Annotated in this window: 20 protein-coding genes and 1 tRNA gene; 16 read left to right on the top strand and 5 right to left on the bottom strand. The window is 68.8% G+C overall.

Going from position 1 to position 13,892, the window contains the following annotated elements; all coding sequences use genetic code 11:
• The first annotated feature begins 100 nt into the window (after positions 1-100).
• The 14 genes from ccmA to GOY17_RS07405 all read left to right on the top strand — a co-directional run bounded on the left by ccmA (position 101) and on the right by GOY17_RS07405 (position 10,003).
• Positions 101-751, top strand: coding sequence for a heme ABC exporter ATP-binding protein CcmA (ccmA, locus tag GOY17_RS07470; protein WP_115840622.1), 651 nt, complete (start codon positions 101-103; stop codon positions 749-751).
• Complete coding sequence (gene ccmB / locus GOY17_RS07465; protein ID WP_157029893.1) at positions 748-1,440, top strand: heme exporter protein CcmB; 693 nt, start codon at positions 748-750, stop codon at positions 1,438-1,440. Before ccmA ends, ccmB begins: the two co-directional genes overlap by 4 nt.
• Positions 1,441-1,564: 124 nt before the next feature.
• On the top strand, positions 1,565-2,317 hold the full coding sequence (ccmC, locus tag GOY17_RS07460) for a heme ABC transporter permease CcmC (protein ID WP_157029892.1): 753 nt from the start codon (positions 1,565-1,567) through the stop codon (positions 2,315-2,317).
• Positions 2,314-2,481, top strand: a complete 168-nt coding sequence (gene ccmD / locus GOY17_RS07455; protein ID WP_157029891.1) for a heme exporter protein CcmD — start codon at positions 2,314-2,316, stop codon at positions 2,479-2,481. The genes ccmC and ccmD overlap by 4 nt, the downstream gene beginning before the upstream one ends.
• Before the next feature lie 28 nt (positions 2,482-2,509).
• Complete coding sequence (ccmE, locus tag GOY17_RS07450; protein ID WP_157029890.1) at positions 2,510-2,983, top strand: cytochrome c maturation protein CcmE; 474 nt, start codon at positions 2,510-2,512, stop codon at positions 2,981-2,983.
• Positions 2,984-4,957: a heme lyase CcmF/NrfE family subunit gene (locus GOY17_RS07445; protein ID WP_157029889.1), complete on the top strand. Its 1,974-nt coding sequence runs from the start codon at positions 2,984-2,986 to the stop codon at positions 4,955-4,957.
• On the top strand, positions 4,954-5,547 hold the full coding sequence (locus GOY17_RS07440) for a DsbE family thiol:disulfide interchange protein (protein WP_115840627.1): 594 nt from the start codon (positions 4,954-4,956) through the stop codon (positions 5,545-5,547). The genes GOY17_RS07445 and GOY17_RS07440 overlap by 4 nt, the downstream gene beginning before the upstream one ends.
• Positions 5,544-6,005 carry a cytochrome c-type biogenesis protein gene (locus tag GOY17_RS07435; protein WP_425477870.1) on the top strand — a complete coding sequence of 154 codons (462 nt, stop codon included), beginning with the start codon at positions 5,544-5,546 and terminating at the stop codon, positions 6,003-6,005. Before GOY17_RS07440 ends, GOY17_RS07435 begins: the two co-directional genes overlap by 4 nt.
• Positions 6,005-7,021: a tetratricopeptide repeat protein gene (locus GOY17_RS07430; protein WP_232338553.1), complete on the top strand. Its 1,017-nt coding sequence runs from the start codon at positions 6,005-6,007 to the stop codon at positions 7,019-7,021. The genes GOY17_RS07435 and GOY17_RS07430 overlap by 1 nt, the downstream gene beginning before the upstream one ends.
• 103 nt (positions 7,022-7,124) lie before the next feature.
• Positions 7,125-8,255, top strand: coding sequence for a homoserine O-acetyltransferase MetX (gene metX / locus GOY17_RS07425; RefSeq protein WP_157029888.1), 1,131 nt, complete (start codon positions 7,125-7,127; stop codon positions 8,253-8,255).
• 92 nt (positions 8,256-8,347) lie between these two features.
• Positions 8,348-8,944: a cysteine dioxygenase family protein gene (locus GOY17_RS07420; protein ID WP_232338552.1), complete on the top strand. Its 597-nt coding sequence runs from the start codon at positions 8,348-8,350 to the stop codon at positions 8,942-8,944.
• A gap of 104 nt (positions 8,945-9,048) precedes the next feature.
• A complete protein-coding gene (locus GOY17_RS07415) occupies positions 9,049-9,507 on the top strand; it encodes a DUF2214 family protein (protein WP_198173849.1) in 459 nt (152 codons plus the stop codon).
• Positions 9,508-9,550: 43 nt separating this feature from the next.
• Positions 9,551-9,637: transfer RNA gene (locus GOY17_RS07410), tRNA-Leu, on the top strand.
• A gap of 141 nt (positions 9,638-9,778) precedes the next feature.
• The gene (locus GOY17_RS07405) at positions 9,779-10,003 is read left to right on the top strand and encodes a hypothetical protein (protein ID WP_147298534.1); all 225 of its coding nucleotides are present in this window, start codon (positions 9,779-9,781) and stop codon (positions 10,001-10,003) included.
• A gap of 10 nt (positions 10,004-10,013) precedes the next feature.
• On the opposite strand, the gene GOY17_RS07400 is transcribed toward GOY17_RS07405, so the two are convergent.
• Both GOY17_RS07400 and GOY17_RS07395 read right to left on the bottom strand, forming a co-directional pair.
• Positions 10,014-10,523: a DUF1579 domain-containing protein gene (locus GOY17_RS07400; RefSeq protein WP_115840631.1), complete on the bottom strand. Its 510-nt coding sequence runs from the start codon at positions 10,521-10,523 to the stop codon at positions 10,014-10,016.
• A gap of 45 nt (positions 10,524-10,568) precedes the next feature.
• Positions 10,569-10,775, bottom strand: a complete 207-nt coding sequence (locus GOY17_RS07395) for a hypothetical protein (protein WP_115840632.1) — start codon at positions 10,773-10,775, stop codon at positions 10,569-10,571.
• A 181-nt stretch (positions 10,776-10,956) separates the two neighbouring features.
• Here GOY17_RS07395 and GOY17_RS07390 point away from each other — a divergent pair, with 181 nt between their 5' ends.
• Entirely contained in the window at positions 10,957-11,742 is a 786-nt protein-coding gene (locus GOY17_RS07390; RefSeq protein ID WP_157029887.1) for an NRDE family protein, read from the top strand.
• Between the two features lie 131 nt (positions 11,743-11,873).
• Positions 11,874-12,791 carry a rhodanese-like domain-containing protein gene (locus tag GOY17_RS07385; protein WP_157029886.1) on the top strand — a complete coding sequence of 306 codons (918 nt, stop codon included), beginning with the start codon at positions 11,874-11,876 and terminating at the stop codon, positions 12,789-12,791.
• A 7-nt stretch (positions 12,792-12,798) separates the two neighbouring features.
• On the opposite strand, the gene GOY17_RS07380 is transcribed toward GOY17_RS07385, so the two are convergent.
• Genes GOY17_RS07380 through GOY17_RS07370 form a run of 3 tightly spaced genes read right to left on the bottom strand, consistent with a single transcriptional unit; the run spans position 12,799 to position 13,880 of the window.
• A complete protein-coding gene (locus GOY17_RS07380) occupies positions 12,799-13,236 on the bottom strand; it encodes a hypothetical protein (protein ID WP_157031636.1) in 438 nt (145 codons plus the stop codon).
• Between the two features lie 50 nt (positions 13,237-13,286).
• Entirely contained in the window at positions 13,287-13,484 is a 198-nt protein-coding gene (locus GOY17_RS07375; RefSeq protein WP_115840635.1) for a PspC domain-containing protein, read from the bottom strand.
• A gap of 54 nt (positions 13,485-13,538) precedes the next feature.
• A complete protein-coding gene (locus GOY17_RS07370) occupies positions 13,539-13,880 on the bottom strand; it encodes a YfeK family protein (RefSeq protein ID WP_157031635.1) in 342 nt (113 codons plus the stop codon).
• Between the last annotated feature and the right edge of the window lie 12 nt (positions 13,881-13,892).

The following is a 13,892-nucleotide window of genomic DNA, read 5'->3' as shown; positions in this document are numbered from 1 at the left end:
GACGCCAGGGCCGCGCCGCCGCCCGACGCCGGCAAGCGGCGGCTTTCGCGAACCGAATAGAATGGCCGCCCTCGCGGCGCCGCCCGCCCCGGCTTTCCCGATGACGCCCCACGACCGCCCCGCCCCGCCGCTGCTGGCCGCCCGCGGCCTGCGCTTCGCGCGCAACGACGAACCGGTGTTCGGCCCGCTGGATTTCAGCGTCGATGCCGGCGAAGCGCTGCTCGTGCAGGGCGACAACGGCGCCGGCAAGACGACGTTGCTGCGCGTGCTCGCCGGGCTGCTGCGCTCGGACGGGGGCGAGATCGACCTGGACGGCGAACCTGCCGGGCACGCCCGCCGCGCCCGGGCCATCGCCTATCTCAGCCATCTGCCCGGTCTGAAGGCCGACCTGACGGCGATGGAGAACCTCGATTTCCTGTGCGGCCTGCAGGGCCGGCGTCGCGCGCAGCTGCCGGAGAACGCCCTGGCGATCGTCGGCTTGGCCGGCTACGAGGACGCCCTCGCCCGCCAACTCTCGGCCGGGCAGAAGAAGCGCCTGTCGCTCGCCCGGCTGTGGATGTCGCCGGCGCCGCTGTGGCTGCTCGACGAGCCCTACGCGAACCTCGACCTGGAAGGCATCGAACTGGTGAACCGCATGGTCCAGGCGCACCTGCGCGACGGCGGCGCGGCCCTGGTCACCACCCACGGCGCGTACGCCGCCCCGCCGGTGCGCACGCGCATGCTGGTGCTGAACAAGGCTGCCGCCGCATGACGCCCTCCACCTCGCCCAGCCTCGTCGGCGCCGCGCGCGCCCTGCTCTCCCGCGACGCCCGCCTGCTGTGGCGCCGTCGCGGCGATGCGCTGCAGCCTGCCCTGTTCGCGTTGCTCGTGGTTACGCTGTTCGCCCTCGCGCTGGGCGCGGAGAAGGCGGCGCTGTCGAAGGTCGCGTCCGCCGTGCTGTGGGTGTCGATGCTGCTGGCCGGCCTGCTCTCGCTGGACACGCTGTTTCGCGGCGATGCCGAGGACGGCTCGCTCGAGCAGTGGATGCTGGCGCCGGTGCCGCTGGCATGGCTGGTCGGCGTGCGCACGTTCATCCACTGGGCGACGACCGCGTTGCCGCTGCTCATCGCCGCGCCGTTCCTGGGCGAACTGCTGTACCTGCCACGCGAGCAGTTGCCGGTGCTCATGATCTCGCTCGCGCTGGGCACGCCGCTGCTGAGCCTCATCGGCGCGGTGGTCGCGGCCCTGACGGTCGGGATGCGGCGCTCCGGTATACTCGTAGCCTTGCTGGCGCTGCCCTTGTACGTGCCGGTGCTGGTGTTCGGCGCGGGCAGCGTGGCTGCCTCGGCGCAGGGGCTGGATCCGACCGGGGCGCTGCTGCTGCTCGGAGCCGGGCTGGCGGTGGCGCTGGTCGTGGCCCCGCTCGCCGCCGCCGCCGCGATCCGCATCGCACTGAGTTGAGTTCGACGGACGATGGACGGCGCAGGGAGCTTTGAGCCAGATCAAGGGCCGACGTCCCGGCCAACGCGACAATCCGCCGCAACCGCCACCGTCCGGTCGCACCACCGGACCGGCTGAGAAACTGATGAATCCGATCATCCGCTGGTTCCACAAACTCGGATCGCCGCCGTACTTCGACCGCTTTGCCGCTCGCTGGGCGCCCTGGGGCTACGGCCTCGGCCTGCTGGTGATGGCCTGGGGCCTGTACGGCGCGCTGTTCCAGGTGCCGGCCGACTACCAGCAGGGCGACAGCTTCCGCATCCTCTACATCCACGTGCCCAGCGCCTGGATGAGCATGGCCGTCTTCGGCCTGATGGCGCTTTACGCGGCCATCGCGCTGGTGTGGCGCATCAAGCTGTGCGAGATCCTCGCCATGGCCTGCGCCCCGATCGGCGCCGCCTTCACCCTCATCACCCTGCTCACCGGTTCGATCTGGGGCAAGCCGATGTGGGGCACGTGGTGGGACTGGGACCCGCGCCTGACGACGGAACTGATCCTGCTGTTCCTCTACCTGGGCGTGATCGGCCTGTACAACGCGATCGACGACCGCCGCGCCGCCGCGCGCGCCGCGGGACTGCTGGCGATCGTCGGCGTCGCGCTGCTGCCGGTGATCCGCTATTCGGTGGTGTGGTGGAACTCGCTGCACCAGGGCCAGACGATCCAGATCTTCGGCGAATCGAAGATGGATCCGTCGATGTACGGCCCGCTCATCTGGATGGTCATCGGCACCAAGCTGTGGTTCGCCGGCGCGCTGCTGTCGCGCGCGCGCGCCGACAACCTGCGTCGCGAAAGCGGCAAGGCATGGGTCGCCGACCTGGCCGGAGGCCGCGGCGCATGAGCTACCTGAACTACGTGATCGCCGCCTACGCGGTGTTCGTCATCGTGCTGGGCTGGGACTTCGTCAGCACGAAGCTGCAGATCCGTCGCGAGTTGCGCGGCGCACGCCTGCGTGCCGCGCGCGACGCCGCGCGCCCGGGCCGCGACGCCGAACTGACCCGCTAGCCGTATTCCGCTCGAGAGTGCTTTCCGCATGAATCCCGTCCGTCGCCGCCGCCTGCTCTGGGTCATCGCCCTGGTCGTGGCCGCCGGCATCGCCACCACGCTCGTCGCGATGGCCCTGCAGCGCAACATCGCCTACCTCTACACGCCCAGCGAAGTGCTGCGCGGCGAAGCCGGCGAACAGGCGCGTTTCCGCCTCGGCGGCATGGTCGCGGCCGATTCGTTCAAGCGCGCGCCGGGCTCGCTCGATGCCACTTTCCGCGTCACCGACGGCGACGCGCAGATGCCGGTGAAGTACACCGGCATCCTTCCCGACCTGTTCCGCGAAAAGCAGGCCGTCGTCGCCACCGGCCGCATGCAGGGCGACGTGTTCGTGGCCGAGGAAATCCTCGCCAAGCACGACGAGAACTACATGCCCAAGGAAGTCGCCGACAAGATGGGCATGGCGCACAAAAAGCACGACGTCAACGCGCCCGCCGCCGGCGCGGCGAAGGAAGCCAAGTAAGTGCTGGGCGAGATCGGGCAGGTCGCGCTGATCCTCGCGCTGCTGGTGTCGGTGTTGCAGGCGGCGTTGCCGCTGGCCGGCGCGCAGCGCGGCGTCGCACCGTGGATGGCCGTCGCGCGTCCGGCGGCCTACGCGCAGCTGGCGCTGGTGGCCTTCGCATTCGTCATCCTCACGCACGGTTTCGTGACGCAGGATTTCTCGCTGCAGTACGTCGCCGAGAACAGCAATTCGCTGCTGCCGCTGATGTACCGCTACACCGCGGTGTGGGGCGCGCACGAAGGCTCGCTGCTGCTGTGGGCGCTGATCCTGGCCGCGTGGACCGGAGCTGTCGCGCGCTTCTCGCGCAGCCTGCCTGAGACCGTCATCGCACGCGTGCTCGGCGTCATGGGTCTGGTGAGCGCGGGCTTTCTCGCGTTCCTGATCTTCACCAGCAATCCGTTCCTGCGGCTGCTGCCAGCGGCGGCGGAAGGTCGCGACCTCAACCCGCTGCTGCAGGATCCGGGGATGATCATCCATCCGCCGATGCTGTACCTGGGCTACGTGGGCTTCGCGGTGCCGTTCGCATTCGCCATCGCCGCATTGCTCGACGGCAAGGTCGATGCGCGCTGGCTGCGCTGGACGCGTCCGTGGACGAACGTCGCCTGGGCCTTCCTGACGCTCGGCATCGCACTGGGTTCGTGGTGGGCGTATTACGAACTCGGCTGGGGCGGCTGGTGGTTCTGGGATCCGGTCGAGAACGCGAGCTTCATGCCGTGGCTCGCCGGCGCGGCGCTGCTGCATTCGCAGGCGGTGACCGAAAAGCGCGGCAGCTTCCGCGGGTGGACGCTGCTGCTGGCGATCGCCACGTTCTCGCTCTCGCTGCTGGGCACGTTCCTGGTGCGTTCGGGCGTGCTGACCAGCGTGCATGCGTTCGCGGCCGACCCGGCGCGCGGACTGTTCATCCTGATCTTCCTCGGCATCGTCGTCGGCGGATCGCTCCTGCTGTACGCGCTGAAGGCGCCTTCGTCGGACGATGCCGGCAAGCCGTTCGAACTTTACTCGCGCGAAACGCTACTGCTGGCCAACAACCTGCTGCTGTCGACCGCGTGCGCGATGGTGCTGCTCGGCACGCTCTATCCGCTGCTCGCCGACGCGCTCGAACTGGGCAAGATCTCCGTCGGCCCGCCCTACTTCGCGCTGATGTTCGTGCTGCTGATGGCGCCGCTCGTGCTGCTGCTGCCGTTCGGCCCGATCACGCGCTGGCAGCGCGAACAGCCGTCCAAGCCGATGGCGATGCTGCTGCCGTGGGCCGGCCTGGCTGCCGTGCTCGCGGCGATCGCGTATTTCATGGCGCCGCAGGGGCCGTTGAAGGTTGCCGCCGGCGTGCTCGGCGCGGCGTGGGTGTTGTTCGGCACGGCGCGCTTCGTGTGGACGCGCGTGCGCAGCCAGACCACGGGCCAGCGCTTCACCGCCGAAATGCTCGGCATGACGCTCGCGCATTTTGGCGTCGCGGTGTTCCTCGTCGGCGCGCTGCTGACCGAAGGCCTGACGACGCAGCGCGAGCTCGCCGTCGCGCCGGGGCAGACGGTGGAACTGGGCCGTTATTCGTTCCGCTTCGACGGCGCAACGCATTCGCAGGGACCGAACTACGAAGCCGACCGCGGCACCGTCACCGTCTTCGAGAACGGCCGACCGCTTACCGTCATGCATCCCGAAAAGCGCGCCTACGCGAGCGGCGGCCAGGTAATGACCGAAGCCGCGATCGCGCGCGGCGTCACGCGTGACCTCTACGTCGCGCTGGGCGAGCCGCTTGGCAACGATGCGTGGGCGCTGCGCGTGCACATCAAGCCGTTCGTGCGCTGGATCTGGGCCGGCGCGCTGCTGATGATGCTGGGCGGGTTCGTGACGGCGACGGATCGGCGTTTCCGCCGCGTGGCCGAAGCGCGCAGTCCGACCATCACCGCGACCGAACCGACTCCGGAGCCCGCACGATGAGCGATACGCCCGACAGCGCACCGCGCAAATCCACGATGCGCTGGATTCCGCTGGCGATCGTCGCCGCACTTGGCGTGCTGCTCTTCGCCGGCGTGCTGCTCAGCCGCAATCCCAACCGCGATGCCCTGCCCTCGCCGCTGATCGGCAAGCCTGCGCCCGCCTTCCGCCTGCCGGTGCTGCACGAAGCCGGGCGCCTGGTCACCGACAAGGACCTGCGCGGCGCACCGTACCTGCTGAACGTGTGGGGCAGCTGGTGCCCGGCATGTCGCGACGAACATCCCGTGCTCACGCGCTTCGCCGAAACCAAGCGCCTGCGCGTGATCGGTTTCAACTGGAAGGACGAACACGCCGACGCCTTGCGCTGGCTCGAGCAGTTCGGCAATCCGTACCTGATGGTCCTCACCGACTACGACGGCAAGGCCGCGATCGACTGGGGCATCTACGGCGCGCCGGAAACCTTCCTCGTCGATGGCGGCGGCATCATCCGCTGGAAGTACGTCGGCCCGCTCACCGACGAGGTGATCGCGAACGAACTGCTGCCCAAGCTTGCGCAGATCGACGCGCAAGCCGGACAGGGCAAGCCGCTGTGATGCGCGCGCTGCTGCTGGCCTTCGCGCTGATGCTGTCGGGCACCCCCGCATTCGCGCAGGTCGCCACGGACGCCACGCCGTTGCGTTTCGCCGACACCGCCGAGGAAACGCGCTTCCATGCGCTGGTAAGCGAGCTGCGTTGCGTGATGTGCCAGAACCAGTCGCTGGCCGATTCCAATGCGCAGATCGCGGTGGACCTTCGCCGAGAAGTGCTCGAACTGATGCGCAAGGGCAAGAGCGACGAGGAGATCAAGGATTTCCTCGTGGCGCGTTACGGCGAGTTCGTGCTGTACCGCCCGCAGGTCGAGAGCAAGACGTGGCTGCTGTGGTTCGGCCCCGCGCTGGTGCTGCTGGCCGGCGGCCTCATCGTGGTTGGCGCGTTGCGACGCCGCTCGCGTCCGTCCGCACAGGCCGACAACGAACGCACGGCTGATCGCAACGAAGAGCAGGAGTGGTGATGGGCGGTGCGATGTGGGGTTTCGTGATCGCCGGCCTCGTGCTGGCCGTGCTGACGCTGGCGTACGTGCTGCGACCGTTGTGGCGCACGCGCCGCGTGGCCGGCATCGCGGTGATCGCCGGGCTGACGCTCGCCACCGCGACGACCTACTTCGCGATCGGCACGCCAGCCGCGCTTGACCCGGCGCAGCGCGAGATGCCGCGCACGCTGGAAGACGCCATCGTAAAGCTCGAAGGCGAGCTGCAGCGCGATCCCAACCAGGTCGAGGGCTGGCGCCTGCTTGCCCGCGCCTACATCGCGCAGGGCAATGCCGCGAAGGCGTCCGACGCGCTGGCCCGCGCGCTCAAGCTCGCGCCGGACGATCCGGACCTGCTGGCCGAAGGTGCCGAGATGCGCGCCCTCGCCGCGCCGGAACGCCGCTTCGACGCCGAAGGCGTCGCGATGTTGCGCCACGCGATCGAACTCCAACCGATGCACCAGCGCGCGCGCTGGTTCCTCGGCATCGCGCAACGACAGGCATCGCAGCCGGCTGAAGCGGCGCGGACGTGGGAGCCGCTGCTTTCCGTCGTCGACGCCGCAGCTGCGGCGCCGCTGCGCGCGCAGATCGACGCAGCGCGTGCCGAAGCCGGGCTGTCGCCGCTGCCAGCGGCCACGGCTGCAGCCCAAACGCCTGCACAGGGCGGGCTGAAGGTGAAGGTGTCGGTCGCGCCGGAACTCGCCGCGAAGATCCCGCCGAACGCGACGCTGTTCGTCATCGCGCGCCAGGCCGGTGGCCCGCCGATGCCGGTGGCGGTCGAGAAGCTCCCCGCCGCCGGCTTCCCGCGTGAGGTCGTGCTCGACGACGGCGACAGCCCGATGCCGACGATGAAGCTGTCGCAGCTCGAGGCGGTCGACGTGCTCGCGCGCATCTCCGCCAGCGGCGATGCGATGCCGAAATCGGGCGATCTGGAAGCGAAGGCGACGCCATCGAAGACGTCCGGCGCGATCGAACTGGTGATCGATTCCGTTCGTCCGTAAGGAGCCGCGGACGGATGGACGACGGCACGTAACCGTACGTTCCGGCATGCCCGCAATCGCAACCGTGATGCCCTATCGCCACCGGGGCGATTAAGCTTGCGCCATGACCGAATTCATCCCGCCCGGCACGCGCTGGTTCGACCTTCCCTCCCCGTTCCCGATGAAACGCGGCGGCGAACTGCACGGCGCCCGCGTCGCATACGAAACCTGGGGCACCCTCAACGCCGCGCGCGACAATGCGGTGCTGATCGTCACCGGCCTTTCGCCCGATGCGCACGCCGCGAGCAATGAAGCCAACCCGGAACCGGGCTGGTGGGAAGCGATGCTCGGCCCGGGCAAGCCCATCGACACGAACCGCTGGTTCGTGATCTGCGTGAACTCGCTCGGAAGCTGCAAGGGTTCCACCGGCCCGGCGTCGATCAACCCGCTGACGGGCGCGCTGTATCGCCTGGATTTCCCGGATCTTTCGGTCGAAGACGGCGCCGATGCCGCCGCGCATCTCGTGCGCGGACTGGGCCTGGATCGCATCGCGTGCCTCATCGGCAACTCGATGGGCGGGATGACGGCGCTGGCGTTCCTGCTTCGTCATCCCGGCTTGGCGCAACATCACATCAACATCTCCGGCGCGGCGAAAGCGTTGCCCTTCTCGATCGCTATCCGTTCGCTGCAGCGTGAGGCGATCCGCCTGGATCCGAACTGGAACCACGGTCAGTACGACGATGCGCACTACCCCGAGTCGGGCATGCGCATGGCGCGCAAGCTCGGTGTGATCACCTATCGCTCCGCACTGGAATGGGACGGCCGCTTCGGTCGCGTGAGGCTGGATTCCGACCGCGCCGACGAAGATCCCTTCGGTCTTGAGTTCGAAGTCGAAAGCTACCTGGAAGGCCACGCGCGACGTTTCGTGCGACGGTTCGATCCCAATTGCTACCTGTATCTCAGCCGGTCGATGGACTGGTTCGACATCGGGGAATACTGCGCGACACGCCAGAACGGCGAAGCCGACACGCGCGCGGGTCTGGCGAGCATCCGCATCGGGAAGGCGCTGGCGATCGGCGTGCACACCGACATCCTGTTCCCGCTGCAGCAGCAGGAGGAAATCGCCGAAGGCCTGCGCGCCGGCGGTGCCGAGGCCACCTTCCTGCCGTTGCCATCGCCGCAGGGCCATGACGCGTTCCTGGTGGATATCGCGCGTTTCGGACCGGCGGTCGAAGGCTTCCTGAACGCCCTCTAAGCCGGCTCAAGCGCCCTGCTTTCGTCTGGCAACCCCGCGCGGATTGACGCAGCGCAAGAAAGGCCAAGCGCGCCGCGCGGTAGAATCGGCGCATGAACGCTCACGACGCGCTGCCCGACCTGCACTTCCCCGGCCACGAAAAGCTGGTCGCCGCCATCGATGCCGCGGTGTCGAGCGGCGACGAACATGCCGTGACGTCCGCGCTGCGCAGCACGCTGTGCGGCATGATCCGCGACCGCGACGTGCAGCTGCCGGCCTGCGTCCACGAGCCCATCGCCGACCACTACGCGCGCCGCGAGCTCTACCGCAGCCCGGAGCTTGGCTACAGCGTCGTCGCGATGACCTGGGGCCCGGGCCAGGGCACGCCGGTGCACGACCACTGCGGCTTGTGGTGCGTGGAAGGCGTGTGGGACGGCGAACTGGAGATCACGCAGTACGAGCTGCTCGAACGCGAGGGCGATCGTTACCGCTTCCGCGCCGCGGGTGGCATGCATGCCGGTCCGGGCAGCGCGGGCAGCCTGATTCCGCCGCATGAGTACCACACGATCCGGAACGTCAGCCCCGACGCTGTCGCGGTGTCGTTGCACATCTACAAGGCGGCGATGGAATCCTGCGCGACGTTCGTCCCGGATCAGGGCGAGTGGTTCTCGCGCGTCGCCAAGACGCTGCGCACCGACGAAGCCGCCTGAACCCTGCCGGCAGCGCCGGCCGTCACATTACTGACCTTCGGCGTCTGGCCGCCGTCCCGCGGCGGCATTAGCGTGGGCCGCATTCATCGCCAGGAGCGCGCCACGTGCTGATCGACTTCGTACTCGCTTCGCTCCACCACCTGCTCGTCTTCGGCCTGGTTTCGATGCTGGTCGCCGAATCGGTCCTGCTGCGCGGCACGCTGGACCGCGTGTCGCTCCAACGCCTGGCCGGTATCGACATGGGCTACGGGATGACCGCCATGGCGCTGATCGCGGTGGGCATCGCGCGTGTCGCCTTCGGCATCAAGGGCCATGACTTCTACCTGCACAACCCGTGGTTCCACGCGAAGATGGGCGCGTTCGTGCTGGTAGGCCTGCTCTCGATCCTGCCGACGATGCGTTTCCTGCGCTGGCGCAAGGCGCTGGCCGCCAACCCGATCTTCCTGCCCGACGCCGCCGAAACCGCCCGCATGCGTGCGATCGTCCGCTTCGAACTGATCCTGCTGGCGGCGATCTTCGTCCTGGCTGCCGCGATGGCCCGCTACGGCGGCCTGAGCCTGTAACGCTGCACCGCGACCCGGCCCCTCGGCTATACTGCACCGCCGCGCCGGAATGGCGGAATCGGTAGACGCAGCGGACTCAAAATCCGCCGCCCTTAAAAGCGTGTGGGTTCGAGTCCCACTTCCGGCACCAGACAGAACCCCGCGAGCGATCGCGGGTTTTTTGTTCGTCGTGCCAGCGCCGTCTTCGTGTGCGAAGTGATCGCCGCACAGTCTCACGCCAGGAGACAACCAGCGCCGATCGTATGCGTCGCACCACAACGGGGAGTGGATGATGCCCAACGACACCTTCAGCGCGTACGACGAAGCCGGCAACCGCTACACGATCCATGTGCGTCGCACGCTGATCGAAACGCGCGGCGCCGGAGAGCGACGCGTGGTGGAAGGGTTGCGTTCGTATCATCTGAGCGACGGCGCGGCGGTCGATCGCATCGATGCGGACTCGTTTGCGATCGCTGCGAATGGGCTGGCGCTGAAATTGCGGCCCGCGGGCGCCTGAAATCCCTCGATTACAGGCCGGTGTTCGCCACGCGCCGATACCGCACTTCGACCGCCCTCGCCGCCTCGCCCTGCGGCGAGATGTTCGTCATCGTGATGACGAGCTGGTCGGGATCGGGCTGTTCGATTTCGGTCCGCCAGTCCCAGCGCGGGCCGCCCTGGCCGTCGCCGTAGCTGCCGAGCACGTTGAAGTGCTCCGATGCGGCCGGTCCCGCCGAGAACATGATGCTGGTGCCGGTACCAAAGCTTTCTACCCACGCCGATTCGTAGGCGTTGTCGTCCAGGTGCAGGCCGTAGATGGCGACGCCTTCGATCGGCTCGTCGCCGAAACGGCTGCGGTATTCGTGCAGCAGGAAACGGCCGTCGAGGATGCCGCGGATCGTGCCGCGTTGCGGCGCTTCGCAGGCGACGTGGTCGGGCTGGAACCAGAGCCGGAACGTGCCTTCCCATTCGCCGATCATCTGCGCGAGGCGATGGTGGCCGCCGCTGGCGATGGAGGCTTCGAACTCCTTCTTGCCCATGTCGTGCTCCGAGGAGACGGTGGGCGACGCGAAAGGCGCCGCTGCTCAGGGCAGGAGCGTACCGAACACCACCCGGGAACGCTCGTCGTAGATGCGCAGCCACAGCGCCTGGCTGCTCCGCTCCGCGCAACGTTTTGCCTTGGGCAGCACCGCGGCCAGCGCGGCTTCGGCACTGGCGTAATCGGCGCTGGCTTCGGCGATCTGCTGCTGCAGGACGCCGCCGTCATGGCGCGATAGTTCGACGCGGTACATCGGAGGGCTCCTCCCGACGGGGGGCGTCCGGAATGGACGTGCGGGGACAGGGTTCATAGGCTGCCAAGGTTTTCGCGGCGCCACAGTCAGCGAGGGCTGCGCTGCTTTGTAGGACTATCCCTACAACGGTCCCGCCGCCCCAGCTGAACGCAACTTCCATTCCTCCTGCCGACATACACGCATGTGCCTGATTGCCCTTTCGTGGAAGCAGCATCCACGCTACCGGCTGGCGCTGATCGCCAACCGCGACGAAGCGCACGACCGGCCGGCCGCGCCCGCCGGCGTGGACCCGGTCGATCCGGCGCTCTATGGCGGGCGCGACCTGCTCGCGGGCGGGAGTTGGCTGATGGCGTCCACCCGCGGCCGGCTTGCCGCCGTCACGAACGTACGAGCGGGCGCCGCGGAAGGCCCCATGCCCCGCTCGCGCGGCGCGCTAGTGCGGGAGTTCGTGGCTGACGACGGCAGCGTCGATGCGTTGGCCGGCCTCGCTCCCGAAGCGGCCGGGTTCGGCCGTTTCAACATGCTGGCCTTCGATGGCCGCCGACTCGCGTTCGCCAGCAATTACCCGCAGTTCCGGACGTACGACGTGACGCCCGGCCTTCACGCCATGTCGAACGGGGATTTCGACGCGCCCTGGCCCAAGAGCGGCCATGCGACGCGGGCCCTGGAGCGCTGGCTCGCGAGCGCCGCCGCCCTCGATGGCCAGACCGGCGACGAAGCCCTTGCGCCGCTGTTCGATGCCTTGGCCGACACCACACCGGCCCCCGACGACACCCTGCCCGACACCGGCGTTGGCCTGCCGTTGGAACGCCTGCTGTCCCCGCCGTTCGTGCGCGGCGAGCGCTACGGCACGCGCTGCAGTTCCATCGTGTTGATCGAGGAGGCCCGCGTGACGTTCGTCGAACAGAGCTTCGGCCCGAACGGGCAGCGCCTCGGTCGCACCCGGGCGAGCTTCCACATCGGCTGACGTCCCACCCGGACCGCCGGCGCAAGGCCGCACCGGCGACACGCAGCAATGCACGGAATGCGCTACCCGGTGCCCGGCCACGGGCCTACCATTGCGACATCGCCCCCGCGCGCCAGGGCCCCCGCGGCCGCATGGACACCCTCCTCCACCTCATCGCCGTCTACGGCCTGCTCGTCGTCTTCGTCAGCGTGTTGCTGGACCAGGGCGGCATTCCCGTGCCGGCGTATCCGCCGATCATCCTCACCGCCGCGCTCGCGACCGACCAGGGGCGCAGCGTGTGGCCGATCGTCGCGGTGGCCGCTCTCGCGGCCGTCCTTGCGGACTGGCTCTGGTATGTAGGCGGGCGGCGGCTCGGCGCGAAGCTGCTGCGATTGATGTGCCGCCTGTCGCTTTCGCCGGACTCTTGCGTGCTGATGACGCGCGGCATCTACGGGCGATGGGGTCCGCCTTCGCTGATCGTCGCCAAGTTCATCCCCGGCTTCGCGGCCGTGGCGACGACCTTGGCTGGCGAAACCGGCACGCGCGCGGGCCGCTTCCTCCTGTACGACGGCATCGGCGCCGTGTTGTGGGCCGGTGTCGCGGTGGCCCTGGGCGCGATCTTCCACGAAGCGGTGAACGACGTTCTCGATCGCCTCGAAACGCTGGGCCGCATGACGGTTCCGGTCGTGCTCGCGCTGATCGCCGCCTTCGTGCTGTGGAAGCTGTGGCGCCGCCGCATGTTCCAGCGCCAGTTGCGCATGGCGCGGATCACGCCGGCCGAGCTGCGTGCGCTGATGGATGGCGAATCGCCGCCGCTCATCCTCGATGTGCGATCGGAGCCGCAGCGCGCGCAAACCGGCTGGATTCCCGGCTCGGTCTTCGTGCAGACCGTCGCCGAAGCGCCCCTGATGCCGCGCGAGGAAGTGATCGTCTACTGCGATTGCCCGAACGAAGCCTCTGCTGCCGTGCTCGCGCGCGCGCTCAACAAGCGCGGCTTCAAGCGCGTTCGCCCGCTCGCCGGAGGTTTCGCGGCGTGGAAGAGCGAGGGCCAGCTGATTTCGTTCGAATGAGACGTCGCTACGAGGCCGACCATGGCCACCAGCCCCGTCCCGTGCTCGCATAGCGATCGGCTGCGCGTTCGAAACGGTTGCGCACGCTGATTCCGCCCGACAACAGATACAGCGGCAGGAACAGCGGCCCGAGCGCGAGGTACTGATACACGTGCGCGCGTTCGTGGTCGGCCAGGACGATCGGCGCTTCCTCACCGTGACCCGCGCGATGGGCATAGGTCACGCAGGGCGAATCCAGGTCGTCGCCGGTATGCAGGATCACGTTGCCGAACGTGATCGCCCCGCCCGGCCCCCACGGCCAGCGGTGAAACACCAGCGCCAACTCGCGTCGGCGCCAGTGCGCGTGCGAACCGAAGGCGAGCCCGACCACGCCCAGCATCAGGCCGACCAACGTGTTCGGCAGCGTCCACAGCGCGCCCAGCGCGATCGCGAATCGTCGAAGCATCGGCATGCGCGAAGCCTAGCGCATCGCGAACGACACGCGAGACGCCCGCATCAGTCGCCTTCGGGAATCAGCAGCCAGAGGATCAGGTAGACCAGCGCGCCCGGGAACGCCGCCGAGGCGATCGACACCAGCACGAACAACACGCGCGTGAGCGTCGAATTCCAGCCGAATCTTCGGGCGATGCCGCCGAGCACGCCGGCGATCATGCGGTCGTGGCGGGAGCGGGTAAGCGTGCGGGTGACGTTCATGGCGCGTGCTCGCAAGGCCAGGCCGGCCGACGCGCGCGAGTCTAGCGCCGGCCGTCAGGGTGTCGCGTGACGGAATTGCGAGAGCTTCGCGCCGAGCCATTGCGCCGACGGTACCGTCCCCTGCCCCGGGCATCGCACGGCGTAGGCCTTGCCGCTCATGCTGCTCTGCGTGCCCGCGCGCTCGATGAACTGCTCGGCGGTGGCGACGAGGTCTCGCTTTCGCAGGTAGTCGTACTTGCGGCGAAGGTGCGCCTGCGCCTCGCTGGCCGGATACCACGAACCGTTGCGCTGGAAGTCGCACCCGGAGCGGCCGAGCGCGTCGATCAGCTGTTCGATCTCGCGCTGCGCCTGCGGCGGCGGCGCGGCCGCCGCCGACGCTGCCAGCAGCGCCATCATCGCGCCGGCGAG

The organism is Lysobacter soli (genome assembly GCF_009755585.1).
Lineage (GTDB): Bacteria > Pseudomonadota > Gammaproteobacteria > Xanthomonadales > Xanthomonadaceae > Lysobacter_J > Lysobacter_J soli.
Note: the sequence above shows the minus strand (reverse complement) of the source record. Positions and strands in the feature narration are given on the sequence as shown.

Excerpts from the sequence above, each read along its gene's own strand:
- ccmA (WP_115840622.1), top strand. The coding sequence starts at position 101 with ATGACGCCCCACGACCGCCCCGCCCCGCCGCTGCTGGCCGCCCGCGGC.
- ccmB (WP_157029893.1), top strand. The coding sequence starts at position 748 with ATGACGCCCTCCACCTCGCCCAGCCTCGTCGGCGCCGCGCGCGCCCTG.
- ccmC (WP_157029892.1), top strand. The coding sequence starts at position 1,565 with ATGAATCCGATCATCCGCTGGTTCCACAAACTCGGATCGCCGCCGTAC.
- ccmD (WP_157029891.1), top strand. The coding sequence starts at position 2,314 with ATGAGCTACCTGAACTACGTGATCGCCGCCTACGCGGTGTTCGTCATC.
- ccmE (WP_157029890.1), top strand. The coding sequence starts at position 2,510 with ATGAATCCCGTCCGTCGCCGCCGCCTGCTCTGGGTCATCGCCCTGGTC.
- GOY17_RS07440 (WP_115840627.1), top strand. The coding sequence starts at position 4,954 with ATGAGCGATACGCCCGACAGCGCACCGCGCAAATCCACGATGCGCTGG.
- GOY17_RS07430 (WP_232338553.1), top strand. The coding sequence starts at position 6,005 with ATGGGCGGTGCGATGTGGGGTTTCGTGATCGCCGGCCTCGTGCTGGCC.
- metX (WP_157029888.1), top strand. The coding sequence starts at position 7,125 with ATGACCGAATTCATCCCGCCCGGCACGCGCTGGTTCGACCTTCCCTCC.
- GOY17_RS07420 (WP_232338552.1), top strand. The coding sequence starts at position 8,348 with ATGAACGCTCACGACGCGCTGCCCGACCTGCACTTCCCCGGCCACGAA.
- GOY17_RS07405 (WP_147298534.1), top strand. The coding sequence starts at position 9,779 with ATGCCCAACGACACCTTCAGCGCGTACGACGAAGCCGGCAACCGCTAC.
- GOY17_RS07400 (WP_115840631.1), bottom strand. The coding sequence starts at position 10,523 with ATGGGCAAGAAGGAGTTCGAAGCCTCCATCGCCAGCGGCGGCCACCAT.
- GOY17_RS07395 (WP_115840632.1), bottom strand. The coding sequence starts at position 10,775 with ATGTACCGCGTCGAACTATCGCGCCATGACGGCGGCGTCCTGCAGCAG.
- GOY17_RS07390 (WP_157029887.1), top strand. The coding sequence starts at position 10,957 with ATGTGCCTGATTGCCCTTTCGTGGAAGCAGCATCCACGCTACCGGCTG.
- GOY17_RS07385 (WP_157029886.1), top strand. The coding sequence starts at position 11,874 with ATGGACACCCTCCTCCACCTCATCGCCGTCTACGGCCTGCTCGTCGTC.
- GOY17_RS07380 (WP_157031636.1), bottom strand. The coding sequence starts at position 13,236 with ATGCTTCGACGATTCGCGATCGCGCTGGGCGCGCTGTGGACGCTGCCG.
- GOY17_RS07375 (WP_115840635.1), bottom strand. The coding sequence starts at position 13,484 with ATGAACGTCACCCGCACGCTTACCCGCTCCCGCCACGACCGCATGATC.
- GOY17_RS07370 (WP_157031635.1), bottom strand. The coding sequence starts at position 13,880 with ATGATGGCGCTGCTGGCAGCGTCGGCGGCGGCCGCGCCGCCGCCGCAG.